At 69.4% G+C, this 24,356-nt stretch carries 16 protein-coding genes; 8 read left to right on the top strand and 8 right to left on the bottom strand.

Going from position 1 to position 24,356, the window contains the following annotated elements; all coding sequences use genetic code 11:
* The coding region (locus FJV41_RS25940; protein WP_141645237.1) for a serine/threonine-protein kinase at positions 1-1,772 on the bottom strand (1,772 nt) is incomplete at its 3' end.
* Between the two features lie 627 nt (positions 1,773-2,399).
* Here FJV41_RS25940 and FJV41_RS25945 point away from each other — a divergent pair.
* The 7 genes from FJV41_RS25945 to FJV41_RS25975 all read left to right on the top strand — a co-directional run bounded on the left by FJV41_RS25945 (position 2,400) and on the right by FJV41_RS25975 (position 11,926).
* Positions 2,400-4,271, top strand: a complete 1,872-nt coding sequence (locus FJV41_RS25945) for a glycosyl hydrolase family 18 protein (RefSeq protein WP_141645238.1) — start codon at positions 2,400-2,402, stop codon at positions 4,269-4,271.
* Positions 4,272-4,579: 308 nt separating this feature from the next.
* Positions 4,580-5,107, top strand: coding sequence for a fruiting body development fimbrial-like coat protein PRU (gene pru, locus FJV41_RS25950; RefSeq protein ID WP_141645239.1), 528 nt, complete (start codon positions 4,580-4,582; stop codon positions 5,105-5,107).
* Positions 5,108-5,125: 18 nt separating this feature from the next.
* Complete coding sequence (locus tag FJV41_RS25955; protein WP_141645240.1) at positions 5,126-5,905, top strand: fimbrial biogenesis chaperone; 780 nt, start codon at positions 5,126-5,128, stop codon at positions 5,903-5,905.
* Positions 5,902-8,235, top strand: a complete 2,334-nt coding sequence (locus FJV41_RS25960; protein ID WP_141645241.1) for a fimbria/pilus outer membrane usher protein — start codon at positions 5,902-5,904, stop codon at positions 8,233-8,235. The genes FJV41_RS25955 and FJV41_RS25960 overlap by 4 nt, the downstream gene beginning before the upstream one ends.
* A complete protein-coding gene (locus tag FJV41_RS25965) occupies positions 8,219-8,683 on the top strand; it encodes a Csu type fimbrial protein (RefSeq protein WP_141645242.1) in 465 nt (154 codons plus the stop codon). The genes FJV41_RS25960 and FJV41_RS25965 overlap by 17 nt, the downstream gene beginning before the upstream one ends.
* 143 nt (positions 8,684-8,826) lie before the next feature.
* Positions 8,827-10,503 (top strand): isovaleryl-CoA dehydrogenase, encoded by a 1,677-nt coding sequence (locus FJV41_RS25970; RefSeq protein ID WP_141645243.1) that lies wholly within the window; start codon positions 8,827-8,829, stop codon positions 10,501-10,503.
* Between the two features lie 208 nt (positions 10,504-10,711).
* On the top strand, positions 10,712-11,926 hold the full coding sequence (locus FJV41_RS25975) for a PAS domain-containing sensor histidine kinase (RefSeq protein ID WP_246137414.1): 1,215 nt from the start codon (positions 10,712-10,714) through the stop codon (positions 11,924-11,926).
* 90 nt (positions 11,927-12,016) lie between these two features.
* Here the strand turns inward: FJV41_RS25975 and FJV41_RS25980 are convergent, their stop codons facing one another.
* The 7 genes from FJV41_RS25980 to FJV41_RS26010 form a co-directional block, all read right to left on the bottom strand.
* A complete protein-coding gene (locus tag FJV41_RS25980) occupies positions 12,017-13,429 on the bottom strand; it encodes a hypothetical protein (RefSeq protein WP_141645245.1) in 1,413 nt (470 codons plus the stop codon).
* A 168-nt stretch (positions 13,430-13,597) separates the two neighbouring features.
* Positions 13,598-15,544, bottom strand: coding sequence for an erythromycin esterase family protein (locus tag FJV41_RS25985; RefSeq protein ID WP_141645246.1), 1,947 nt, complete (start codon positions 15,542-15,544; stop codon positions 13,598-13,600).
* A 306-nt stretch (positions 15,545-15,850) separates the two neighbouring features.
* Positions 15,851-17,452, bottom strand: coding sequence for a M56 family metallopeptidase (locus FJV41_RS25990; protein ID WP_141645247.1), 1,602 nt, complete (start codon positions 17,450-17,452; stop codon positions 15,851-15,853).
* Positions 17,452-17,841: a BlaI/MecI/CopY family transcriptional regulator gene (locus tag FJV41_RS25995; protein WP_141645248.1), complete on the bottom strand. Its 390-nt coding sequence runs from the start codon at positions 17,839-17,841 to the stop codon at positions 17,452-17,454. The genes FJV41_RS25990 and FJV41_RS25995 overlap by 1 nt, the downstream gene beginning before the upstream one ends.
* Before the next feature lie 62 nt (positions 17,842-17,903).
* Complete coding sequence (locus FJV41_RS26000; protein WP_141645249.1) at positions 17,904-19,565, bottom strand: fibronectin type III domain-containing protein; 1,662 nt, start codon at positions 19,563-19,565, stop codon at positions 17,904-17,906.
* A gap of 170 nt (positions 19,566-19,735) precedes the next feature.
* Positions 19,736-21,784 carry an alpha-amylase family glycosyl hydrolase gene (locus tag FJV41_RS26005; RefSeq protein ID WP_141645250.1) on the bottom strand — a complete coding sequence of 683 codons (2,049 nt, stop codon included), beginning with the start codon at positions 21,782-21,784 and terminating at the stop codon, positions 19,736-19,738.
* 233 nt (positions 21,785-22,017) lie between these two features.
* Positions 22,018-22,656, bottom strand: coding sequence for an SRPBCC family protein (locus FJV41_RS26010; RefSeq protein WP_141645251.1), 639 nt, complete (start codon positions 22,654-22,656; stop codon positions 22,018-22,020).
* A 219-nt stretch (positions 22,657-22,875) separates the two neighbouring features.
* On the opposite strand from FJV41_RS26010, the gene FJV41_RS26015 reads away from it, so the two are divergent.
* A complete protein-coding gene (locus tag FJV41_RS26015) occupies positions 22,876-24,348 on the top strand; it encodes an MDR family MFS transporter (RefSeq protein ID WP_141645252.1) in 1,473 nt (490 codons plus the stop codon).
* Positions 24,349-24,356 lie beyond the last annotated feature (8 nt).

Raw genomic sequence — 24,356 nt, forward strand, 5'->3', positions numbered from 1 at the left:
GCGCCCACCCCCAGCTCCTCCAACAACTCCTCGCGCACCCGAGGGCGTCGGGTCCCCTCGGGCGTGAGCAATTGAAGCAGGAGCAGTCGAACCGTGTGGATGTCATCCGCCGGGAGCTGTCCCAGCAATTGACGTCCCTGCGCCGCCAGGGCCCCCGCCACGCCGCCCAGCTCCTCGTACACGGCCGCGCGCAGCAGACGCCGCTCCTTGTCCCTGCGCTCCCACAGCGCCGAACAGGTGGCCTGCAAGAGCGGCAGGCCCGCGGGCTGGGCACGGACGTCCGCGACGATGCGCTCGACCAGCCCGGGCTCGTCCGTGGCATGGCCCGCGCGACGCAAGGGACCGGTGACGGCCTCCACCAGCGCCGAGGGCGACAACGGCCCCACCACGAACGCATTGCCGAGAAAGGCCCCCAGGTGCTCCACCCGGGCGAACTGCCCCAGGTAGTCATCACGCAGCACCACCAGCACCCGCCACCCGATGCCCGCGGACGCCACCGCGAACAGGCACCGCGCCAGGGCCATCGCCTCCTCCGCCGCCCCCAGGGTGAAGACCTCCTCGAACGCATCCACCAACAACAGCGCGGGCGCCGGAGCGCGCGCCCGCAGCAACTCCACGATGGCCCCGGGGGTCAGGACCAGCGTCCGCGCGACTCCCGCGTCCAGCGACAGGACCTCCGTCAACCGATGGAGGGGACGCGGTCCGGGACGAAAGGCGACCACCTCCCAGCTCGCCATCTGCCGCAGTCGCGGCACCAGGCCCGCATGCACGAGCGAGCTCTTGCCAATCCCCGAAGGGCCCGTCAGCACCACCGGAGCCGCCTGCCGCAGCCGCTCGACGAGCGCCGCCACCTCCGCCTCCCGGCCCGAGAAGTCCTCCGCGTCTCCCTCCGTGAAGGCCCGCAGCCCCCGGAACGGATGCCGCTCGGGGTCTGCCTCCAGCTGCCTCCGGGCCGGCTCCAGCAGGTCCGTCAGCGCTCTCGCCAATGACTCCGCCGTCGGCCGGGCCTCCGGCGCCAGCGAGAGACAGTCCTTCACGAGCGCCGCTCCGGCGAGCTCCGGCGTCGGGCCCGGGAGCGGACGCGGCGTGAAGGCGAACGCGGGGAGGCTCGCGTCGTCCACCGGGCGGCGGCCGTCCAGCAGCTCGTGGAGAATCACTCCCAGGGACCAGAGGTCCATCGCCGGCGCGGGCGGGGTCCCCCTCCAGCGCTCGGGCGACATGTACGCGGGCGTCCCGGACGCCGCGCCCGCGGAGGTGCCCGCGTGACGGGCGAGCCCGAAGTCCACCACGCGCAGCCGCCCGTCCCTCGGCAGGAGGATGTTCTCCGGCTTGAGGTCCGCGTGGACGATGCCATGACGGTGCGCCTCCGCGAGCGCGTCCGCGATGGCGCGCCCCACGCGCAGCACCTCCCCCGGCGACATCCGCTCCCGAGACATCCGCTCGCGCAACGTCTCGCCCTCCAGGTACTCCAAGGCCAGAAAGGGTTGGCCCTGATACACACCCGCCGCGTGCACGGTGACGATGTGGGGGTGGTTGAAGCGGGCCGTGGTGCGCGCCTCTTCCAACAGCCGCTCCGCGCTCTGGGGCCCCAGCAGCTCCGGCCGCAGGAACTTGAGCGCGATGTGTCGCCCCAGCGCCAGGTCCTGCGCGAGATACACCCTGCCCGAAGCGCCCTCGCCGAGCAGCTTCAGCACGCGAAAGCCTTCCACGAGCGAGCCCGAGGCGAGCGGCTCCTCCGCCTCCAGCAGCCTGCCCGGGGCCAGCTTGCTCATCTCGAACCACCCCCAGCCGCCATGACAGCCGCATCCGAGCCCGCACGCATCCACCGCGACTCGCCGGGGATGTTAGGGCCAATCCACCATGACGCGCCACGGCTCCACGTGAAGCAGGTCAGCCCCTCCGGACGCCCTCGCACCCACCCGGCTCAATCCCAGACACAGGGTCCGCCAGGACCGTGGCCGACGGGCGCCCAACCCCTGGGGCTCGATACACCCGAGACAGCCCTGACACCCCGCCTCCAGAAGCCCCCGCGCGGAGCGGACGTGCGCGAGCCGCGGGGGCCGCCCGCGCAGGTCCAGCCGTCCATGCAGCTGGAGCGCGGGTACCGGAGCCCGCCGGGCTGCCCCGTCATCGCCCTGCTTGTGCCCCGGCTCCTCGTACCCGGAGCCCTCGTACCGAGACGCTTCTGAGCATGTAAGGGATTGGTACTAGTCCTTTCCTCCAATTCCCTTGCGCAGTGTCTCCTTGCGAGCCCCCTCGGGGACAGGCGGGCGTTGCTGACACGGGCTGCTCACCCCAGCTTGCCGCGTGGCCCGTCCATCCCGGACAGGCTTCGAGCCCCGGACTTCCGCCACGCCTTGCGCGAGCGCGGTGCCCGGCCGGTCTCGAGAGGAGCACACATGAAGAGGTGGGTGGGTTGGGTATCCTTGGGGATGGCCTTGCTGTGGGCCTGGGGCGCGAGCGCGACGGAGCAGGAGCCACAAGCCCCCGCGAACTCCGACACGTTCGCCACGAACTGGATCTACCGCGATGCCATGGAGTCGCCCTGGTTCGACTACTCCTGGGCGACGCATTCACTCAGGGCCACCTCGCCCGTCGCGGAGGGGCAGTATTCCATCTCCGCGACGATGCGCAGCGAGGAGGCCCTGTACTTCTACACGTCGCCGCACGTCGCCGACGCGGGAGCCACCTTCATCCTGCGCGTCCACGGAGGCACGGCGGGGACGGGCGCGGTGGTGCGCGTCAGGGCCTACGCCGACGACACGCTGACGCCCGGCACGGAATTGGGGCCGCGCTGCACCGGGGGACGCATCCTGGCCAACACCTGGGTGACGTGCACCGTGCCGTTCTCCGCCCTCGTCGCCCCGGGCGCGCGAATCAAGGGCCTGTTGCTCCAGGAAGGGCGCGGGGTGACGCTGCCCACGCTCTACTTCGACTCGCTGCGCGCGGAGGGACTGCGCATCCCGTCCCCCGTGGTGGTCACCCTCAACCCCGCCTCCCTCTCGATGACGGCCGGGACCTCCCGGACCTTCATCGCCACGGTGACGGGGAGCACGAACACGGCGGTGACCTGGTCCGTCCTCGAGGGAGCGGCGGGTGGCTCCATCACCACCTCGGGCCGCTACACCGCGCCCAGGACGCCAGGCACGTACCACGTGGTGGCCACCAGCGTCGCGGACCCCACGCAGTCCGCGACGGCTCCCGTCAGGGTCACCCCCGCACCGGCCAGCGGGCTCTGGGTGTCGGGCTACTACACTGGCTGGAACGCGGACCTCTATCCTCCGGAGAAGGTCGACTTCAGCGCGATGACCCACATCGTGGTCGGCCGCGTCACTCCCAATCCCGACGGCACGGTGAACACCCAGTTCGACAATGACAACGGCCCCGCCATCGCCCGCACCCTCTCCACGCGGGCCCACGCGGCCAACCGCAAGGCCATCATCATGGTGGGAGGCTCCGGCGAGCATGACGGCTGGGTGGGCGCCGCCTCCAATGCCAACCGCGCCCGCTTCGTGAGCAACCTCCTGGCCGCCATGGACAGCTTTGGCTACGACGGCCTGGATATCGACTGGGAGCCGGTGGAGGCCGCCGACAAGCCCTTCCTGCTCGCGCTGGTGCGAGAGCTGCGAACGGCCCGTCCCGACATGCTCCTCACCTTCCCCATCAACTGGATCAACTCCAACTTCCCCGAGGACGCCGACCCGTGGTTCCTAAACCTGGTGCCCTACCTGGACCAGATAAACGTCATGTCCTACGAGATGACGGGGCCGTGGGGCGGGTGGACCTCCTGGTACTCCTCCGCCCTGACGGGAGAGTCGGGCACCCACCCCACCTCGGTGGCCTCCAGCCTGAATGCCTGGGTGGCCGCGGGAATCCCGAAGGCGAAGCTGGGCATGGGGTTGCCATTCTATGGAATGGCCTGGCGCAACATCACCGGCCCGTATCAGCCCTACACGGACTGGTCCGACTACGTGGGCAGTGACAATGACTTCACCTACGGGCGCATCCTCGCGTTGACCGCCACGGGTGGGGTGTACCACTGGGACTCCGTGGCACAGTCCAGCTACGTCACCTTCGCCACGCCCGTGGTGGATGGCACCGTGCGCTGGATTTCCTATGACTCGCCGCAAGCGATTGCCGCCAAGGGCGCCTATGCGCGCGCCAACGGCTTCGGCGGCACCATCATCTGGACCCTCAACCAGGGCTGCACCAACCCCGTGACGGGAGCCAACCCTCCGCTCGACGCGGTGAAGGGCGCCTTCCTCCCCTAGCCCAGGGAAACGCACCACCCTGAGTGGGTAGCCGACAGCCTCCTCGGCCCCGCACCGGAGACCTCCCCTCGGCCCAGGCCCTGTTGCCCGCTGGACCGAGGGGATGCCCTCCATGGACAGGTGAGCGCCTCGCAGTGGATGCCCCGGCTGGCGCGGCTCCGGGTCTGCCACCCAGCACACGCATCAAGCGTGCGGTGAGCGGGGGCCGCCAGTCTGGCCGCCTTGGCGCCCACGAGGTTGGCGCCCAGTCTGCAATGGCCAGACGCCAACCGGGGTGCCCCGGTCTTCTCGCAGCTGGAGCTGTCCACATGAAAACCCTGAAGAGTGCCATTGCCGCGACCGCCGTCGTGGCCTCCCTCGCCGTCGCATCGCCCGCCGACGCGGCCACAGCCACCGCCAACCTGACGGTGACGGCCACGGTGAACTCCGCGTGCAGCATCAACTCCGGCTCGCTCAACTTCGGCAACTACGACCCGGTGCTCCTCAACGGTAGCGCGGGCGTGGACCTGCTGGGCACCGGGACGCTGACGGTGCAGTGCACCCTGTTGGGCACCGCGGTCGTCACGCTGGGCCAGGGCGCGCACGCCAACACGGGCTCCACGGATGCGGTGCCGCTGCGCCGGATGCTGCACACGACGTCCACCGACTACCTGTCCTATTCGCTGTACCAGGACCTGACGCGACTGGTGGTCTGGGGCAACACGCCCGGCACGGGCCTGCCGTACATCGGCACGGGGCTGTCCACGCCGGTGACCGTCTTTGGCACCGTTCCCAAGGGACAGAACGTTCCCTCCGGCACCTACAACGACACCGTCGTCGCCACCATCACCTTCTAACGGAAAGACCTCCCCATCATGCGCCTGCATCCTTCCGCCTGGGCCCGATGTCTGGGATTGATGGCCGTCCTGAGCGGGGTCCTTCCCGGTGCGGGACACGCCGCGTCGCTCGAGGTGAATCCCGTCCGGCTCGAGCTGGAGACGGGAGCCCGGGGCGTGGTGGTCACCGTGAGAAACCAGGGCACGGAGACCACGCGCTTCCAGGCCTCGGTCCACACCTGGGTCCAGGATGAGGAAGGGCGCATGACGCTGGAGCCGACGCGGGAGCTGTTCTTCTTCCCGTCGATGCTGACGCTGGAGCCGGGGGAATCCCGCCCCATCCGGGTGGGAATTTCCTCGGCGCCGCGAGACACGGAGCGCGCCTTCCGGCTCATCGTCGAGGAGCTGCCTCCGCTCGCGCCGGTGCAGCCCTCCATGGGCCTGAAGATTCTCACCCGCGTCTCCCTCCCCGTATTCGTCGCGCCCAGGCACAAGGACGTCCAGGGCCGCGTCGAGGACGTGGACCTGCGCCAGTCCCGGTTCCACTTCCGCGTGAGGAACCCGGGCACGGTGAACTTCTTCATCCGTCAGACGCGGGTGCGCGGCCTGGATGCCCAGGGCCAGCGACTGGTGGAGAAGGACCAGGTGGGCTGGTACGTGCTGCCGGGCGGCTCGCAGGTGTTCGCGCTCGACACCTCCGCCGAGCACTGCCAGCGGATCCGCTCGCTGGAAGTGGAGGTAGAGACGGACCGGGGCGTGTTCCGCCACAGCGCCCCCGTCACCGCCGCCGCGCCCTGTGGACCCACGCCGTCGCCATGAGCCGATTCCAGAAGTCGGCGGCCCGGGGCGCGCTGGCCCTGGCGCTGGCGTGCGCCTTCAGCCTGGTGCCCCGGCGCGCGTCCTCGGACGAGCCCGAGCGCGTGGTTCCCATCGTGGTGGAGCTCATGCTGAACGGCGTCCCCCGAGGTGACGTCTTCCCGCTGGTGAGAGGCACGGACGTGCTGCTGCCCGCGGCCACGCTGGAGGCGAACGGGGTCGACCTGACGCGGCTGGGGGCGCGCCTCGAGCGCATCGAGGGTCAGGATTATGTCTCGCTGCAATCCCTGGCACCCCGGGGCCGCTTCGAGCTCGACGAGCGCACCACCTCCCTGCACTGCGAGCTGCCTTCCACCGCCTTCGTGCCAACGCGCATCGACCTGGGCACCGCGCCCCCCGAAGGCTACGCCGTCACCGGCAGCCCGAGCGGGTTCGTCAACTACGCCGCGCACCTGCGCAACACGCGGCTGGCGCTGTTCGGCGAGGTCGGCGCGTCGGTGGGCCGGGGCCTGTTGACCACCCAGGGGCGGTGGAGTCCTGGCACGACACCGCTGCGCGGACTGACCCAACTGTCGGTGGATTTTCCGGAGGTCATGGTGCGCGCCCTCGCGGGTGAGGCCACCGGCCTGGGCGGCGTGCTCGGAGGGGGCGCGGTGGTGGCGGGCCTGCACGTCATGCGCTCCTTCGAGCTCAACCCCTACTTCGTGCGCAACCCCGTGCAGGACCTCGCGGGCGACGTCACCACGCCCTCCACGCTGGAGGTCTACGTCAACAACCGGCTGGTGCGTCGCACCGAGCTGCCACCAGGGCCCTACCGGCTGGAGAACCTCACCGTGCCCCGGGGCGAAGGCACCGCGCGCTACGTGGTGCGCGACGCCTTCGGACGCGTCAGCGAGGTGGATGCGTCGTACTCGCTGGGCGCGCAATTGCTGTCGCCCGGCGTGGCGGACTACCACCTGTCGCTGGGCGTCGAGCGCGAGTCGCCCGGCACGCGCAGCTTCGACTACGGACGACCGCTGCTGGTGGGCACCTTCCGCATGGGCGTGACGTCCTGGCTGACGCCGGGCGTGCGGCTGGAGCTGTCACCGGACCTCTTGAGCACCGGCGCGGTGCAGTGGTTCCAGTTGCCGCTCGGAGAACTGGAGGTGTCCCAGGCCGTGAGTCGCTCCGAGCGACACACCGGCGTGGCGGCCGGCGCGGCCTGGTCCGTCCAGGGGCGGTGGCTGGGAGGGTCCGTCTTCGGCCGGGCGATGAGCGCGCGTTATGCCCACAGCAGCCTCGCCCCGGACGCGGCACACCCGTTGGTGGAGTCGGGGGGCAACCTCTTCGTCGCGCTGGGCCGTCGGGTGAGCGTGGGCGGACAGGCGCTGGTGACGCGCTGGAGGACACGCGGCTGGTCCACCTGGCTGAGCGCGTCCACCTCCGCCCAATTGACCGAGCGGACCCTGATTTCGTTCTCCGCCAGCCGAGGCCAGTTGCTCCTGGGCCCCTCCACGCTGGAAGGCATGGTGTCCCTGAACGCCGTCCTCGACCCGAGGACGACGGGCTCGCTGGGCCACACCCAGAACCGGGGAGGAGGCATCACCTCGGTGGATGTCTCGCGCGGTGTCCCCGTGGAAGGCGGACTGGGCTTCCAGGTCCAGGGACAGACGGGCCTTCACCACCAGGCCCTCGGCCGCGTCGACTACGAGACGAACGTGGGCCGCGCCTCGGGCGGCCTGGAGTGGCGCCAGGGCGTGCTGGTGGCCGCGGCCGAGGTCTCCGGTGGATTGGTGGCGCTCGGTGGCCGCGTTCGCCCCACCCGCGCGGTGGACCAGGGGTATGCGCTGGTACGCGTGGAGGGCGTGGAGGGCATCGGCGTGCGGCTCGACAACCACCTCATCGGCCGGACGGATTCGCGCGGCGAGCTGATGGTGACGCGGCTCCAGTCCTACGGGGCCAACCGGCTGTCGCTGACGGACGAGGACCTGCCGCTGGAGGTCTATCTGCGGACGACGCAGAAGCTGGTGGCGCCGTGGCGGCGCGGCGGCGTGGTGCTCGAGTTCCAGGTGGACAGGGTGCGCGCGTTCCGAGGCCGGCTGGTGCTCGCCGACGACACGGCCCGGCGGACCCCCGCGCACGGCGAGCTTCAAGTCGACGTCGCGGGTGCGCGCGTCAGCTCCCCCGTGGGCAGGAATGGCGAGTTCGAGCTGGTGGACCTCCCCGCCGGCAAACACACGGCCACCGTCATCTACCCCGGGGGACGTTGCGCCGCGACGCTGGACGTCCCATCCCTGGCGGGCGAGGTCATCGACCTGGGAACGGTGAGGTGCGTGGATGAGGATGCGCGGTGACCTGGCGCTCATGCTGGCGGGCCTGTGCGGGCTGACCTCCGCGAGCGCCCGGGCGGTGTGTGAGATTCGCAACGTGGTGGGCCTGCGCTTCCTCAACTACACCCCCACCGCCACGCTGCCGCTCGACGCCACGGGGAGCATCACCATGCGATGCACGGGTCCCCAGCTCACGCCCGTCACCATCGACCTGAGCCAGGGCGGCTCCAACAACTACGCGCTCCGGCGCATGCAAGGCCCATCCTCCAGCACCCTCGCCTACAACCTCTACCTGGACGCCACCCGGCTGCTCATCTGGGGCAACGGCCTGTCCGGGACATCCCGCTACGGCCCCATCCTCCCGGTGCTGGGACTGGAAATCACCCTGCCCATCCACGGCCGGGTCCCCGCCCAGCAGAGCGTGGCGGCGGGGAGCTACTCCGACACGCTGGTGGTGACGTTGACCTTCTGACCCGGACGCGCCCCCAAGCCTCCCTGCTCACGGAACGTGCGAGTCCTGCCCCACCGACTGGGGCCCACCGCCCGCATCCAGGGAGGCGCTCCGGCGCGGACGTTGCGCTCGCGGAGCCTGGGCCGCTCGCCTATCCTCGCACCATGAGTTCTTCCGACCCCATCGCGACGACCTTCGTCACCCATGAAGTCACCAATCAGGCGCCCCCCCTGGTGTACGACGCCTGGAAGACAGACCTCCCGCTGCGCGAGGCCGTGGCACGCGAGGGCGGGGGCTGGGCGGAGGCGGACATCGCGAAGTACGGCCCGCTCGCGGGCGGCGAATTGATGCAGCTGGGCTTCACCGCCAACGAGAACAAGCCGAAGTTCAAGCCCTTCGACCGCTATGGCAACCGGCTGGACGAGGTGGAGTTCCATCCGGCCTACCACCGCATCATGGAGGCGGCCGTCGCCCACGGCATCCCCAACTTCGCGTGGCGACACGAGAAGACGGTCGGTGCCCACGTCGCGCGGATGGCGCTCTCCTATCTGCACAACCAGGCCGACCAGGGGACCAGCTGTCCGCTGACGATGACGTACGCGTGCGTGCCCACGTTCCGGGCACACGCGGGGCTCGCGGAGAAGTGGCTGCCGCTCGTCACGTCCACCACGTACGACTCGCGCTTCCAGCCCTCCGAGCAGAAGAAGGGCGTCACCATCGGCATGGGCATGACGGAGAAGCAGGGCGGCTCCGACGTGCGCAGCAACAGCACGCGCGCGCACCAACTGGGCGCGAAGGGGCCGGGCAATCCCTACGCGCTCGTGGGGCACAAGTTCTTCTTCTCCGCGCCCATGAGCGACGCCTTCTTCGTCCTGGCCCAGGCCGAGGGCGGCCTGTCGTGCTTCCTGCTGCCGCGCTTCACGCCGGAGGGCACGCGCAACGCCATCCGCATCCAGCGGCTCAAGGACAAGCTGGGCGACTGGAGCAACGCCAGCTCGGAGGTGGAGTTCCAGGGCGCGGTGGCCTTCATGGTCGGCGAGGAAGGCCGGGGCGTGGCGACCATCCTGGAGATGGTGGCCCTCACTCGGCAGGACTGCATGATTGGCTCCAGCAGCTTGATGCGTCAGGCGCTCGTGCAGGCCATCCACCACGCGCGGCACCGCAAGGCGTTCGGCCGGCGGCTCATCGAACAGCCGCTGATGATGAACGTGCTCGCGGACCTGGCGCTCGAGTCGGAGGCCCACACCGTGCTGACGGCGCGCGTGTCCCGCGCCGTGGACGCAAGCCACCGCGACGAGCGCGAGGCCGCCTTCGCGCGCATGGCCACCGCCGTGGGCAAGTACTGGGTGTGCAAGCGCGCCCCCACCTTCGTCAACGAGGCGCAGGAGTGCCTGGGCGGCGCCGGCTACGTCGAGGAGTCCAACCTGGCGCGGCTGTACCGGCAGGCGCCCCTGAACTCCATCTGGGAGGGCAGCGGCAACATCCAGTGCCTGGACGTGCTGCGCGCGGCCACCCGAGAGCCCGCCAGCCGCGAGGCCCTGTTCCAGGAGCTGATGGCGGCCCAGGGCGGCCACCCCGCGCTCGACGCGGAGCTGGCGCGCATCGCCAAGGACTTCTCGGACACCGCCACGCTGGAGACGCGCTCGCGCTTCGTCGTGGAGCGGCTCGCCCTGGCGCTCCAGGCCTCCCTGCTGCTGCGCGCCGGAAACAGCCAGGTCGCCGATGCCTTCTGCGAGTCCCGGCTCGGAGGCGCGCACGGCAACTGCTTCGGGACCCTGCCCGCCCACGCCCCGATGAAGGCCCTCATCGAGCGAGCCTTCAGCGAAGGCGCCGTGAGCTGACCCGGGGCGAGGCGCGCGCCCTCTGGAAGTCGGGCCCCTTGCCTGCCCGTACGCCCTGTCCCGGCCCACACCGCCGGGCAGGGAGGCTTCCGCCCCGCCCATCGCCACTGGGGGAAGGTGGCGCCTTCGTCTACTGGACGAAAGGGTGAGACAGCCGCTTGCATGGCGACAATTGCGTGTTCTCCTAGGTGGCTGGAAGCGGGGCACCTTGGGCGACAACCACGACCACCTTCTGAACTCCGGTAACGGAGCCATCACCTATTCGAGAGGTGAACACTCCCGTCGGGACACGGAGGACCAGCTCCGTCTGCTCATCTCCAGCGTCACGGACTACGCCATCCTGACGTTGGACGTACGCGGCTACATCGCGAGCTGGAACCTGGGGGCGGAGCGCATCAAGGGCTACCTGGCCGAGGAAATCCTGGGCCAGCACTTCAGCCGCTTCTACCCGCCCGAGGACGTCGCCTGGGGCAAGCCCGAGTGGGAGCTGGAGTCCGCCATCCGGCTGGGCCGGTTCGAGGACGAGGGCTGGCGCATCCGCAAGGACGGGACGCGGTTCTGGGCCAACGTCGTCATCACCGCCCTCTTCGATGAGACGGGAGAGCTGCGCGGCTTCGGCAAGGTGACGCGGGACTTCACCCAGCGCAAGCACGCCGAGGAGACGCGAGAGATGGAGCGGCTGCGCGAGGCCCTGCACGCCCGCGACGAGTTCCTGTCCGTGGCCTCACACGAGCTGAAGACGCCGCTCACGCCCCTCCAGTTGAAGCTGTCCGCCATGCGCCGCACCGCCGAGAGCAACCCCGAAGCGCTCGTGGCGGACGGACGACTCGCCCGGGAGCTCGCCGCGGCGAGCGGTCAGGTGCGCAAGCTCGCCGACCTCATCGATGACCTGCTGGATGTGTCGCGCATCAACGTGGGCAGGCTCCCGCTGGAGCCGGCGCGCATGGACCTGTCCGCCCTGGTGCGGGACGTCACCACGCGCTACGAGGCCCAGGCCGCCGCCGCGGGGTGTCGCCTGGAGCTCGACGTCCCCACCAGCCTGGAGGGGATGTGGGACCGGCGGCGGATGGACCAGGCCGTGACGAACCTGGTCACCAACGCCATCAAGTACGGCGCGGGCAAGCCCATCCGCCTGAGCCTGAGCGCCGACGACACCACCGTGGTGCTCACCGTGCAGGACGAGGGCATCGGCATCGCCCCCACGCAGCAGCACCGCATCTTCGAGCGCTTCGTGCGCGCCGTCTCCGAGCGCAACTACGGCGGCATGGGACTGGGCCTCTTCATCACCCACCAGATTGTCGAGGCCCATGGCGGGAGCATCCAGGTAGAGAGTCAGCTGGGGCGCGGCTCGACCTTCACCCTCCGGATTCCCATGAAGAGACTGCCGACGACGGGCGGCCCGGGGATGAGCACCCGCGCCTGAGCGGCGAGCGCGTCTTCCCGCGACACCAAGGCCCCGATGCGCCAGCCCTCGGTCGAGGCTGGCGCCGGACGGGCGTGAAGGTGGGGCCCGCTACTGGAAGCTCACCTTGCCGTCGCGCTGGTAGCAGACGTGGGGCGTGCTGTCCGTCGGGCGGACCGCTACGCTCGGACGTGAGCCCTCCTGCACCGTGCCCAGTTGGGTATAGGTCCAGAAACCCCGCGCATCCGGGGTGATGAGCTCCAGCTTCGTCCCATGGCGCTGGGCGATGAAGACCTTGCCTCCGCCGTAGGTCATGTCGTTCGAGTCGTTCTCGAAGTCGACCGGCGAGGTGGCCAGGGTGCTGGACGTGATGGGCGACTTCACCGTGATGTCCTGCAGAGCGCTCCTCGCGCCGTCGACGCCGCCGCTGGACAGGAGCAGCAGGTGCTGGCTCGGCCCCCAGACCGCGGAGAGCCACAACGTGTTCTCCAGCGTCACACCGTCCAGACGGGTGCGGTCGGTGGCCGCGCCGGGCCTCACGCTCACGTAGGTATCCGAGCTGGAGTTCGCATTGGACGGGATGTACAGCGTGCCCGAGGCGTCGAAGTTGACGTCGCCCATGAGGATCGACATGTTGTGCTGCGCGATGCCCCAGGTGCCCGGCGCCGTCCGGGTGGCGACGCGGACTCCCGTCCCGGCCGAGCCATCGCTGAAGACGACGGTGGGCTGCAGGCCCTGGTTGGGATTGAGCGCGACACTCACCCGCGTATAGGACGTGCGGTTGGTGGGCTCGACTTCCTCGCGGACCCAGCTGCCATTGACGCGCGTGGCATAGTTCATCCGCCAGTTGGCCGCCGTCGTGCCGGGCAGGCCCGGCCCCTTGAGATAGACGACGTGCGGCGTCCCGCTCGCCACGTCCAGCGTCAGGGCGATGTTCCAGTTCAACACGTAGGTGCCGCCGTTGTTGAAGCCCGGGCCATCAATCTGCTCCGTCGTCCACGTCGTACCGTCCCAGGTCGCGTACCACAGCCCCCGGTGGGTCTCGTTCGTGTAGACGAGGTGCCCCTTGCCGGCGTTGTCGAAAGCCAGCTCGCAGAGCACCCCCGTCACGTCCGGCCCCGCGTCCACCCCCGTCACCGGGACGACGACGGCGGAGGCCACCACGCTGAAGTTGAACGAGCCCTCGGCCGTCTTCCCCGACTCCGTCTCCACGGAGACGGACAGGGACGCCGTCCCCTCCTTCGGCAGCGTCCACGTGACTCGCTCGGCTTCGGCCGCGACGACGCCGGCGTTGGCGCTCCAGCGCACGGCCTTGAAGACCTCACCCGCGGCGGTGACCTTGAAGCGCTCCTGCGTCCCCTCGACATAGGGGCCCTCGCCCGTCTCGCGCTCGATGAGCAGCACCACCGTTCCGGAGCCGTGCGAGTCGATGACCTCCGCCTTCTTCTGCTCGCTGTCACACGCGGCGAACAGCGTCGTGCTGCCCACCAGGAGAATCCACGAAACCACCAGCTTCTTCAGCATGACCCGTACTCCCCGTCGATGAGGTCCGACGAACCCCTGCCCGTCGGACCGGAGCCGTACTCGCTCCATGCAACGCATCAACGAGACGGCCTCACGGAAGTCTTATGAAAAGCGAGACATGCCGAAAGAAAGTCATGGAAGGGGCTCGATACAAGGGCGGGCGTGCCCTCACGGCGCGCCCTGCGCCTGCTGTCCTGGAGGTTGGCGCCTGCCGGTGGGAGTGGAGACCGCCGCCTGGGTGTGGTCCACGAAGAGCAGCCCGTCATAGGCGGACGCGGCGCGGATGGACCGGGGCTGGATGGCCTTGCTGTAGACGGCACCATAATTGCGAGTGTACCGGGGCTGCATGAAGAACTCCGCCGCGCCGCCGCCGCGCGGCAGGCTCCGCAGGTCGAGCGCGAACGCGGACACTTGAGCCTGGGCGAGCGTTCCATCGAGCCAGCCGATTTCCGCGGGAGGGAGGGTGTGGGCGGTGAGACCCCGTCGCGGCTCGTTCGGCTCGCTCGGCACGTGCACGGCCTGGAACGCGCCCTGATTGAAGGCAAAGCCAAAGACATACAGTTGCTGACCGAGGGCCTCGCGCAGGTGCTGCCCCATGGGCGTCACCGCGTTGCGGCCCGTGGCGGCGACATGACCGTTGTGCGCCCAGAGCACCATCCGGGCCTCGGGGCCCTCGTGCTCGAGAATCCAGCGTGCGTTCTCCGCCATCGCCCGGTCCCGGAGGTTGTCATCGGAGAGCTGGCCCACGACGGTTTCGGCGAACTGACCGAGCACCCTCGCGTGGCGAGCCACCAGCGCCTGGGCCTTCGCGGAAGCCTTGCGTGGGGGGAGCTGACGCAGGCGGGCCTCGATGTCCGCGACGAGCCCCGCGAGCACCTGGCCGGTCTTCACCTGGCGAAGCTCGGGGCCCTGCCGCGTGTCGAGGAACGGCGCCATCGGCCCGGCCAGTCGCTGGTGGAAGGCGGGGTCCACCTGGGCGAAGAAATCGAGGACGGCCCGCGAGGAGGCGGCGGTGGCCTGCATGTCCACGCCGTAGAACTTGAGCTTCCTGGCGTGGCGCGGGTCGGCGTTGTAGGCGCGCATCCACCGGATGAGGGCCAGCACCTCCTCGGTGTCCCAGGTCCAGAAGTAGAGGCCCGCGAGGCCCTTCGCCGGGTCGCCCTTGCCGGTGAGGACGTACTCGTTGAGCGCGAGCGCCTCTCCGAAGCTGGCTTCAATCGCGAAGACGGTGAAGCCCAGCTCCGTGGCGAGGAACTCCAGCATCCGGTGTTTGAGCTGGAAGAACTCGCGGGTGCCGTGTGTGGCTTCACCCAGTGCCACGATGCGGGCCTCGGTGAGCCACGGCTTCAGCGGTTGCAGGTCGGCGAACCCGTGTCCCGCCTCCACCGAGGTGAGCGGCACCAGGGACTGCTTCACCCACGACACGACCTCCGGAGATGGCGGCGTGGTCTCCGGGAGCGCCAGCGCGGTGAAGTCCGCCACCGTCACGGACTTGTTGACCGCGATTTCCAGCGAGCGCCCCATGGGCATGAAGCCCTCGGCGTGGACGGCGGCGCCATACCCACCGACGGGCAGGGCCACCTCGTAGTCGCCGCTCGCATCCGTCTGGACGTAGAGCATGTCGCCCAGGAAATCGCTGTAGCGTCCCAGGAGCAGCCACACGCCCGCGAGCGGCTTGCCCGACTCCGACTTCACGCTCCCTCGGAGGACCTGCGTTGGCGGAGCGAGCACCACGTCGAGCTCGCGCGGGGCCTCGCCGGCCGCGAGCTTCACGTCCATGAGGAAGCCCGCCTCGTGCGCGGTCGCGCTGACAGTGAGGCCGTACTGGCCAGGAGGCAGGTCAGCGAAGTGGAAGCGGCCATCCGGCCCCGTGCGCATGCGAGCCGCCGGGGGTGAGAGGTCCGGGTTCCAGTCCTCACGGGCGGGAACGAGCGCGACCACGGCGCCATCCACTGGCGTGTTCGTAGTGCTCCGGACCCGGCCACCCACCGTGACGGTGGCGACAGCGGGGGCTGCCTTCTCGGCGGGAGCGACCGAAGGGGCCGGAACACGTGGCGTGCCGGAGCCGGCGCACGCGAGGGAAAGCATCAGGCACAGCAGGCGCAGGACTTTCATGCGGACCTCGGGATGGACGACGGGGGTGCGGCCAGGACGCGAAGGGCGCACGAGCCCCAGCACGTCCAACGTGAAGTGACCTCGGGATGGATGACGGGAGTGCGGCCGGGACGCGAAGGGCGCAGGAGGCCCAGCACGTCCGGCGCGAATGGACATCAGGATGAAGCAGGGCGCGGGCCTCCTTGGGAGGAGGCGCTCACCGGTGACAAACGGCGACGGCGCGCGAGTACTCGGATGAAGTCGGGTGCGGGGAACAGGACGCCCCCGCTCATCTCTCCGCTCGCAGCGGACCGCCGACGGTGACCGCTACGGCGAAGCGTCCGCCAGGAAATCGCTCGGGATGACGAAGCGCGTGACGACCGGTTCGACCACTTGGATGTCCGAAAGAGTGAGCGAGCCGAACAGGTCGGACTCCTCACGGATGGCATAGCCCAGCTCGGCATCCACCCACTGGGTCAACGTGTCATGCGGAGCGTGGCTCCGGTGCCAACGTCGGGTGAGGCGTCCCTCGACGAGGTCCTCCCCCTGGAGCACGCAGCCCGCCTGATTCTCCGTGCAACCGCCAGGAAGGTGCAGCGGAAGCCCCAGGTCCCCATCGTCGGTAATCACGTCGTAGGTGCGCGCCCTGACATCCAGGGTCACCTGCTCATGGGTGTTGACGTCATAGAGGAGCACCAGGACCGAGGACCCATTCTCGGACTCCAGTCGGATGCGCCCACAGCGGGAGACGAAGATGCGGCTGCGCAAGGTGCGCCCGTCGCTCCGGTAGGAGGCCACGGCGGTGAAGTCCTTGGGATAGACCACGCGGGAGCACACCGCCGTGGCGAGCCCTTGCGAGGACCGTGGAGGCAGGGACATCTCCAGCGGCACCTCCCACGCCCAGGCCGCGCCGGAGACCCCCAACGTCGCGAGCACGCCACCGACGAAACCCACGAGCCGGGCCTTCCGAGGCACCTCCAACACGGGCGACTGCCCCAGCAGCCGCCGCACCCGCGCCGCGAGCGGCCGTGCACCCGCGCCCAGCGCCAGCATCGAGCCCTCCTGCCGCAGCTCCTCGAGCCCCAGCAGAGCGCCGGAATACAAGCGGACATCGCCACAGAAGCCCACCGCCGCGTCGTCGCAGCAGTGCTCTCGCTCCAGTCGCACCTGACTGGACAGCCAGCGCGCCGCCGGATGGAAGAAGAACAGCGCCTCCACCAGGCACTGCACGAAGTTGACGACGGTGTCATGGCGCCGCACGTGCGTCAGCTCATGCGCCACCACCGCCTCCAACTGTTCCCGGGTGAGTCGCGCATCCACGCCGCGCGGAAGCACGAGCACCGGCCGCACCAGCCCCAGCACCAACGGAGAGGGCGCGACAGAGGACTCCCGCACCTCCACCCCACGGCGCAGGCCCAGCCGCTCCGCGACGTGCGACACCGTCAGGCGCATCGACGGGGAGGCCGGCCCCGCAAGGCGAACCAGTCGCCGCGTCATCCGCAACCAGCCCAGGGCGAGGCGCAAGAGCGCCACACACGCCCCGCTGAACCAGAGACCGCCCAGCACGATGGGCCACGGGATGTCGAAGGCCACGGGCTCCGTCGCCGCCTGGAACGTCGGGCTCGGGAGGGAGACTCCCGCGAGGGCCTGGGAGTCCTCGACGATGGACGTCACACGCCCGCTCGCTCCAACCTCCAGCGGCGCCGGAACCGAGTCCGGCGACGACAGCAGCAACGTGACCACGGGCGCGAGCACGAGCGCGGCCAGGGCCAGACACCCCACCGCATAACGAGCCCGCGCCGAGCGGTGCCGCAACAACCACAGCGAGGCGGCCGCGACCAGGGCCACGACGCTCGTCTGCCACACGCCATGGGCCAGCCACAGGGCTACACCTCGCCCCCACTCCGCCATCAGCCAGACGGGGCTCATCACTTCTCCCCCTTCTTGTCCGCGTCCAGCAACCGGCGCAGGTCCTCGAGCTCCTCCTTCGATGCGGGCTTGAGCGACAGCGCCTGCACGGCGAGCGCACCCGAGGAGCCCCCGAAGACGCGGTCGAGCAGGTCCTTCACCAGCTGACGCTTGGTGCGGCCCTCCGCGACGCTCGCGGCGTACACGTGACTGCGCGAGCTCTCGTCACGGCTCACCAACCCCTTGGCGGACATCACCTGGAGCTGCTTGAGCGTGGTGGTGTAGCCCGCGCTCTTGCCGTCCTCCCGCCCGAGCGCCTCGTGAACATCGCGCACGGTGCTGGGACCGCGCTTCCACAGCACGCCCAGGATGGCGAGCTCCACGTCCGTGGGAATGGCATCCGTCGTCATGCCACCTAAGTACGACGTCAGTCGTATGTTGTCAACGATGCACGTCGTACTTCCGCGAGTCGTTACTCCGCGACGACTTCTTGCGAGGGGCCCTTCACGCCATGGGCGGAGATGCATCTGCCGAAGTCGAACGGCTGCTGCGGGGTGAGCGTGCACCGGGACAGGTCACCTCCGGAGTCTCGCTCGCACTCGGGCAGCCGTCCCTGGTTCGCGTCCCGGGTGGCATCCCAGCCCGACAGGCAGCCCAACTGGTGCTCTCGCGCGAACTCCACCAGGCCGCGCTGGTGCTCCAGGGTGAACTCCCGTCCATTGGGATGACGACCGAACATGGGGCACGCCCCCAGGCGCCGCCACACCTTCGCCGCGTCCCACCGAGGGAAGGCCGCGGAGACATGCGCGTGCATGCCCTGGAGCGCGTGGACACAACACTCCAGTGCATCAACCGGTGCCGACTGCCCGAACTCCATCAGCAGGCCATTGATGAGTGAAGGCTCGATGCCCGCGGAGGACAGCTTCTGGAGGAAGCGCACCCCACCGTCGTTGAAGCCCACCAGCGAGCCCGGCGCGCCGTCCGCGGGCAGCGTGTAGGAGAGCTTCAGTGTGGGGTAGACGGCGAGCAGTTGGGAGAGGGCCGCGAGGTGGCGCACCTGTGCGTCCTCGTCATGGAGGAACGCGCCCTCGAAGTCGAAGTCGAGGTGGCGGACTCCGTAGTTGCGAAGGACGGCCGCGTAGGTCGCGACAAGCGTCGCCACATCGGTCTCCTCGGCCTCGAGGGGCACGTTCGACGCGCCCCCAAAGGACAGCACCACCGTGCCGCCGCTTCGGCGGAAGGCTTCGATGTCTCTCTTGCCGTAGTCGGAGACCGTCGCGTCCCCCGAGTACGACTGGCCATCCTCCGAGTCCACCAGGGTGGTGTTGCCACCCCAGGACACCGCCCTGGCACCCCCGTCCGGTCGCGCCACGAGGAAGCCGAGGAAGAAGCCATCCAGGCCGGCCTCTCTTCCGTACTCGGACACGCGCGGCGTGGGCCACGACGTGTAGTCCACGAACGGGGCCCGAGGCACGTCCCAGTCCCCCGCGTCCGGCGGCGCGGCCGACGTGCGAATCTTCACCGTGTCCGAGGACCCCGACACATTGTCGGACACATCCAGCGCCACCACGGAGACCTGGTACTCGCTCCCCGCCGACAGGCCCATCAGCGTGATACCCGGCCGCGTCGACGAAAGCGTCTGGGCCACACCGCCGCCCACCTTCGAGTACGTCACGCGGTAGCCCGCGACGGCGACATTGTCCGTGGACGCGTCCCAACCCAGGGTGACGAGTGCGGAGCCCACGAGGGTGGCGCGCACCCGCTTGGGCGTCGTCGGAGGCTCGCTGTCTCGAGGAGGGTCCGCGGGGCGCCCGTTGACGGTGAAGTCGCGGGGGAGCGGCCCCAGGTCCTGTCCCTCCCCTCGCACCGACAGCCGGAACTCCGTCGAAGCGCGAGGAGGGATGACGTTGCGTTCAGCCACGAGCCGACCGGACACCACCTCCCCGCTCCGCGTCCAGACCAGCCCGTAGTTGTTCTGGATGACCTGCTTCGCCTCCACCTTGAAGGTGATGACGGGATTGACCACCACCTCGTCCGACAGGTTCAGCAACGTCACCTTGAAGGTCGACCCCCAGGGACCGCCGCCTGACACCCACTCCGGACGCGCCACCACCACCAACGTGTTTCCCACCATGCCGACGGTTGTGCCGGATGCGCGGCGGGCACGACATTGCCCACGGGTTCCTGCCCCTTGTCTCTCAAGAGACAGGGTCCGGAGGAAGACGCGAAGCGCCCCGCACGGACACCGCGGGGCGCCTCCAGTGTCCTACGACAGGGTCCAGGTGCTTCGCGAGAGGTGATGGGCTACTTGTCCCGCGACAGGATGACGACGCTGTACGGGCCCAGGTTGTTGAGGGAGCCGCTGGCGGGCAGGCCGTCCTTGCCATGCCACTTGCCGCCCACGTCGAAGCTCTGGGCATTGCCGAAGTCGCCAGAGTAGCCCTGCCAGTCGCTGTTGTAACGCACCTTCCACGTGCCGTCGGAGGGCAGGCCCAGCTCGTAGTTGGAGAGCTGCTTGCCGCCGAAGTTGACCACGACGATGGTGTCGTCACCCGGCCCGCCCTTGTCCCAGCGGTGGAAGGCGATGACCTTGTCGTCGTTGTTCACGTGGTGGACGTTGACGTTCTCCCCACGCAGGCCCGCGGTGTTGTCGTTCCAGTTGCGCCGGAGCTTGATGAGGTCCGTGTACGCCTGGTTGATGCCGGCGAAGGACTCCTTCTTCTGCCAGTCGAGCGGGTCGCCGTCCTGGAAGTGGCCGTCCTCGAGGAACTCCTGGCCCTGGAAGAGCATGGGAATGCCAGGGCTGGTCATCGTCAGCGCGGCGCCGATGAGCGAGCGCTTCTTCGCGTGATAACCCCCGGAGTCCCAGCCGCCCACCTCGCTGGGCAGCCGCTGCTTGCCATTGGCCACCTCGTCGTGGCTCTCCGTGTAGATGACCCGCTGGGTGGCGTTGCCGTTGTATTTGAAGCCAATCGCGCGGGCGACGGCGTTCATGTCGCGCTCCGCGTCGGAGAAGGCCGTCAGCGCCGTGCGCACGGGGTGCACGAAGTTGGAGTCCCACTGGCTGTCGAAGTTGGCGCCGTCCGGGTGCGTGAGGCCGCCCTCGTTGCCCAGGTCCTCGGCGATGATGATTTTCTGCGGGAACTCGCGGTTGACGGCGTCGTTGATGTCCCGGAGCAGCTGCCAGCCCTGCGGGTTGTCCGCGCCGCTGGCCTGACGGATTTCCTTGGTGGCATCCAGCCGCAGGCCGTCCATGTGGTAGTCGCGCAGCCACATCATCGCGTTGTCACGCAGGTAGTCGCGCACCTCGGGGCGACCGTAGTCCGGCCGGGTGTCGCCCCACGGCGTCTTCGCGCGCCAGTCCGTGTAGAAGTAGCTGCCGCCCTTGCCGTACGTCTCGCCGTCGAAGTCCCAGTGGGGCAAGTCACTGGGCCCCAGGTGGTTGTAGACGACGTCCATCACCACGCCGATGCCGCGCTTGTGCGCCTCGTCGACGAAGCGCTTGAGGTCCTCGGGGCTGCCGTAGGCGCTCTCCGGCGCGTTGGGGAAGGCGGGGTTGTAGCCCCAGCTGAAGTCGGCGGCGAACTCGGCCGAGGGCATCAACTCCACGACGTTGATGCCCAGGTCCTTCAGGTGGTCCAGCTTGTCGATGGCGCTCTGCCAGTTGCCGGGGCCCCAGCCGGGCGAGTCGTTGAACGTGCCCACGTGCATCTCGTAGATGACCGCCTCGTTCCAGGCCGGCATCTTGAACTCCCAGTCGTGCTTCCACTCGTAGGACTTGTGGTCGACGATGACGGAGTTGCCCGTGGAGTTCGTCACGTCGTTGGCGCGAGGGTCTCCCTTCCAACGCCAGTCGCCGTGCTTGCCCTGGATGACGTACTGGTACTGCTCACCGGCCTTCGCGCCGGGGACGTCCAGGGAGAAGTTGCCGCTCGGCTCGCGCTGGAGCTCCACCGACTCCCAGTTGCTGAAGTCACCGGCCACCTGCACGCGCTGGGCGTTGGGCGCCCACACGCGGAAGGTGCTCCCGCCGTCGTAGGGAATGGCGCCCATGCCCGGACGACTGGAGGGCTGGGTGGGCATGGGCACGGCGGTGGCCCGGGGCAACTCCGCGACCAGGCTGCCGTCCTTGCGGACAAGCTCGCGCCCCGTGGGACCGTGGTCCGGCGGAGCACGCCGAGCCTCCGCGCCACGCGTCCGCCGGACATCGTCGAAGAAGTCCTTCACCGCCGGCCCGCGCGCGCCAGCGCCCTTGGGACTGGACGCGGGCTGCGACGACTTCGCCTCGGCCTCGGTGGAACGGGACGTGGAAGAGGTGGCGGGACGGCTCGGTGGGGGAATCCGGGTGGGCATGGCTCGGCCGTTGTCTGGAGAAATCCAGAATCAGTATCGAGCACACGCCTACAAGGTTGCTTGAGCCATGTTTCAGGCGCCGCTGACGCCCCTGAAACCGCATCAACCTGAAAACAAAAACACGTTATTCACGGCTGCTGACCGCCGACCCGAGCCCACTGCCTCGAATCCAGGGGTCGACTCGCACCCTCTGAGAATGGACGGCACAGGGACGCACCTTCCCGGCGTCGGACCTACTCGCGCGGGAAGAGAGGCTCCCGCGTGACGACGACGTCGAGGGCGGCATCGCGAGTCAGGGCGTCTCCATGAAACCCGGCCTCGCCCACGGAGGGCGCGGAGGAGCCGCGCGAGGCCTCCGCCACGCTCTTGATGTCGGCCAGGCCCCGCTCGAAGTCCCGGCCCATCACCTCGTCCATGCTGGCGAAGAGCTGGAGCGCCTTGCCGGCGAAGGTGTTCTCCCCGGACATCACCCACGTCAGCTTCACGCCGTCCGCGGTGGGCGTGAGCAGGTACTCGGTGGTGTTGGTGGCCCGCATCGGCGCGGTGAAGTCGAGCCGGATTCGCACGTACGCGGGCGGGCGGCTCTCCATGATTTCCATCCGCCCGGAGCCCGTCCGCTCCCCCCGCCACTCATAGATGGCGCCCACGCCCGAGGCCGCTCCGGCCAGGGAAACCTGCTGGGTGGGCTCCAGCTTCCACCAGGGCGACCACTGCTCCCAGTACCGGAAGTCGTTCACCAGCGCGAAGACGACGTCGGCGGGCGCGTGGATGGTCGCGCTCCGCTCGACGCGGAACGTGCCGGGTCGCTGGCCGATGGCGAACAGCAGCAGCACGACGATGACCGTCGAGATGACACCTGATGTCTTCTTCATGAAAACTCCCGAGCGTTCAAAAGGAATGGATACGTCGGGCCCCCCCGGGCCATGCACCGAGCGCTCAATCGCCGCTCTTCAGCGGCGACGAATGAGGACCCCGCAAATCGACACGTGGTTTTCGAATTTCCCGGTCTTTCCAAGTGCCCGGAAAGATTGAGGCTGGCGACCTCGGGGAGCACCCATTAGAAGTGGGCGCCCTCCTCGACGCCCGACACCATGAGAAAGACCCACCGTCCCCTCACCACCGTGGCCCTGGCCCTGAGTCTCTTCATGGCGGCCCTGGAAGTGACTGTCGTATCCACCGCCATGCCCACGGTGGTGGGCGAGCTGGGTGGCATCCAGAGCTACGCGTGGGTCTTCACCGCGTACATGCTGTCCTCCACCATCACCGTCCCCATCTACGGGAAGCTGGCGGACCTGTACGGTCGCAAGCCCATCATCCTGTTCGGCATCGGGCTGTTCCTCGCGGGCTCCATCGCCAGCGGCCTGGCGTCCTCCATGGGGATGCTCATCGCCTTCCGGACGCTTCAGGGCCTGGGCGCGGGTGCCATCCAGCCGGTGGCGCTCACCATGATTGGTGACCTGTACACGATGGAGGAGCGGGCCCGGGTGCAGGGCGCGTTCAGCGCGGTGTGGGGCGTGGCGGGACTGGTGGGCCCCGTCACGGGCGGGCTCATCGTGAAGTACCTGAGCTGGCACTGGATTTTCTTCATCAACGTGCCAGTGGGGATGCTCACCTTCGCGCTCATCGTCGCCTTCTTCCACGAGCAGGTGCAGCACAAGCCGCAGCAGCTGGACTACGCGGGCGCGGGGTTGTTGTGCGCGGGCGTGGTGGCGCTGCTCTTCGGGGTGCAGGGCGTGGGAACGAACCTGTGGGCCCTGCCGGCCGCGCTGGTGTTGCTGGTGGCCTTCGTCCAGGTGGAGCGCCGGGCCCCGGCGCCCGTCATCCCGATGACGATTTTCAAGCACCCCGCCATCGCCATCTCCTCCGTGGCCGGGGCGCTCTTCTCCGCGGCGATGTTCGGAGCGACCACCTATGTGCCGTTGTACGTGCAGGCGGTGCTGGGCGGCTCGCCCACGACGGCGGGCGGGATGATTACGCCGATGATTGTCGGCTGGCCGCTCGCGGCGCTGTTCGCGGGGAAGCTCTTGCTGCGCACGGGCTTCCGGCCGCTCATCGTCGGAGGGCTGGGGCTGACGGTGGTGGGCACGACGCTGATGGCCCTGCTGCTCAAGCAGGACGCGCCTCTCTTCGCGCTCCAGGTGGCGATGGCGCTGTTCGGCGTCGGCCTGGGCTTCGCGTCCACGGCGCTGCTCATCGCGGTGCAGACGAGCGTGGGCTGGGAGCTGCGGGGTGTGGCCACCGCCAGCAACATGTTCTTCCGCACCATCGGCGGAGTGCTCGGCGTGGGGTTGATGGGCGGGGTGATGGTGTCGCGGCTCTTGGCGGACCCGACGATTCCCGTGGAGGCCGCCAACGCGCTGCTCGGTCCCGAGCGGGGCCACGCCTCCATTCCCGAGGCGACGCTGCGGACCTTGAGCGGCGCGCTGACCTCCGGGCTGAGCATCAACTTCTGGCTCATCTGCCTCTTCGCGGTGGGCGCCTTCATCGCGGGGCTGTTCTTCCCCCGCGTCCAGCGCAACGCCGGCACGCCCGTCGCCACCGAGGCCGCCGCCGCGCCGCACTGAGGCGCGCG

The organism is Myxococcus llanfairpwllgwyngyllgogerychwyrndrobwllllantysiliogogogochensis (genome assembly GCF_006636215.1).
GTDB lineage: Bacteria > Myxococcota > Myxococcia > Myxococcales > Myxococcaceae > Myxococcus > Myxococcus llanfairpwllgwyngyllgogerychwyrndrobwllllantysiliogogogochensis.

Excerpts from the sequence above, each read along its gene's own strand:
- FJV41_RS26010 (WP_141645251.1), bottom strand. The coding sequence starts at position 22,656 with ATGAAGAAGACATCAGGTGTCATCTCGACGGTCATCGTCGTGCTGCTG.
- FJV41_RS25995 (WP_141645248.1), bottom strand. The coding sequence starts at position 17,841 with ATGACGACGGATGCCATTCCCACGGACGTGGAGCTCGCCATCCTGGGC.
- FJV41_RS25960 (WP_141645241.1), top strand. The coding sequence starts at position 5,902 with ATGAGCCGATTCCAGAAGTCGGCGGCCCGGGGCGCGCTGGCCCTGGCG.
- pru (WP_141645239.1), top strand. The coding sequence starts at position 4,580 with ATGAAAACCCTGAAGAGTGCCATTGCCGCGACCGCCGTCGTGGCCTCC.
- FJV41_RS25980 (WP_141645245.1), bottom strand. The coding sequence starts at position 13,429 with ATGCTGAAGAAGCTGGTGGTTTCGTGGATTCTCCTGGTGGGCAGCACG.
- FJV41_RS25970 (WP_141645243.1), top strand. The coding sequence starts at position 8,827 with ATGAGTTCTTCCGACCCCATCGCGACGACCTTCGTCACCCATGAAGTC.
- FJV41_RS25985 (WP_141645246.1), bottom strand. The coding sequence starts at position 15,544 with ATGAAAGTCCTGCGCCTGCTGTGCCTGATGCTTTCCCTCGCGTGCGCC.
- FJV41_RS25945 (WP_141645238.1), top strand. The coding sequence starts at position 2,400 with ATGAAGAGGTGGGTGGGTTGGGTATCCTTGGGGATGGCCTTGCTGTGG.
- FJV41_RS26000 (WP_141645249.1), bottom strand. The coding sequence starts at position 19,565 with ATGGTGGGAAACACGTTGGTGGTGGTGGCGCGTCCGGAGTGGGTGTCA.
- FJV41_RS25955 (WP_141645240.1), top strand. The coding sequence starts at position 5,126 with ATGCGCCTGCATCCTTCCGCCTGGGCCCGATGTCTGGGATTGATGGCC.
- FJV41_RS25965 (WP_141645242.1), top strand. The coding sequence starts at position 8,219 with ATGAGGATGCGCGGTGACCTGGCGCTCATGCTGGCGGGCCTGTGCGGG.
- FJV41_RS25990 (WP_141645247.1), bottom strand. The coding sequence starts at position 17,452 with ATGAGCCCCGTCTGGCTGATGGCGGAGTGGGGGCGAGGTGTAGCCCTG.
- FJV41_RS26005 (WP_141645250.1), bottom strand. The coding sequence starts at position 21,784 with ATGCCCACCCGGATTCCCCCACCGAGCCGTCCCGCCACCTCTTCCACG.
- FJV41_RS26015 (WP_141645252.1), top strand. The coding sequence starts at position 22,876 with ATGAGAAAGACCCACCGTCCCCTCACCACCGTGGCCCTGGCCCTGAGT.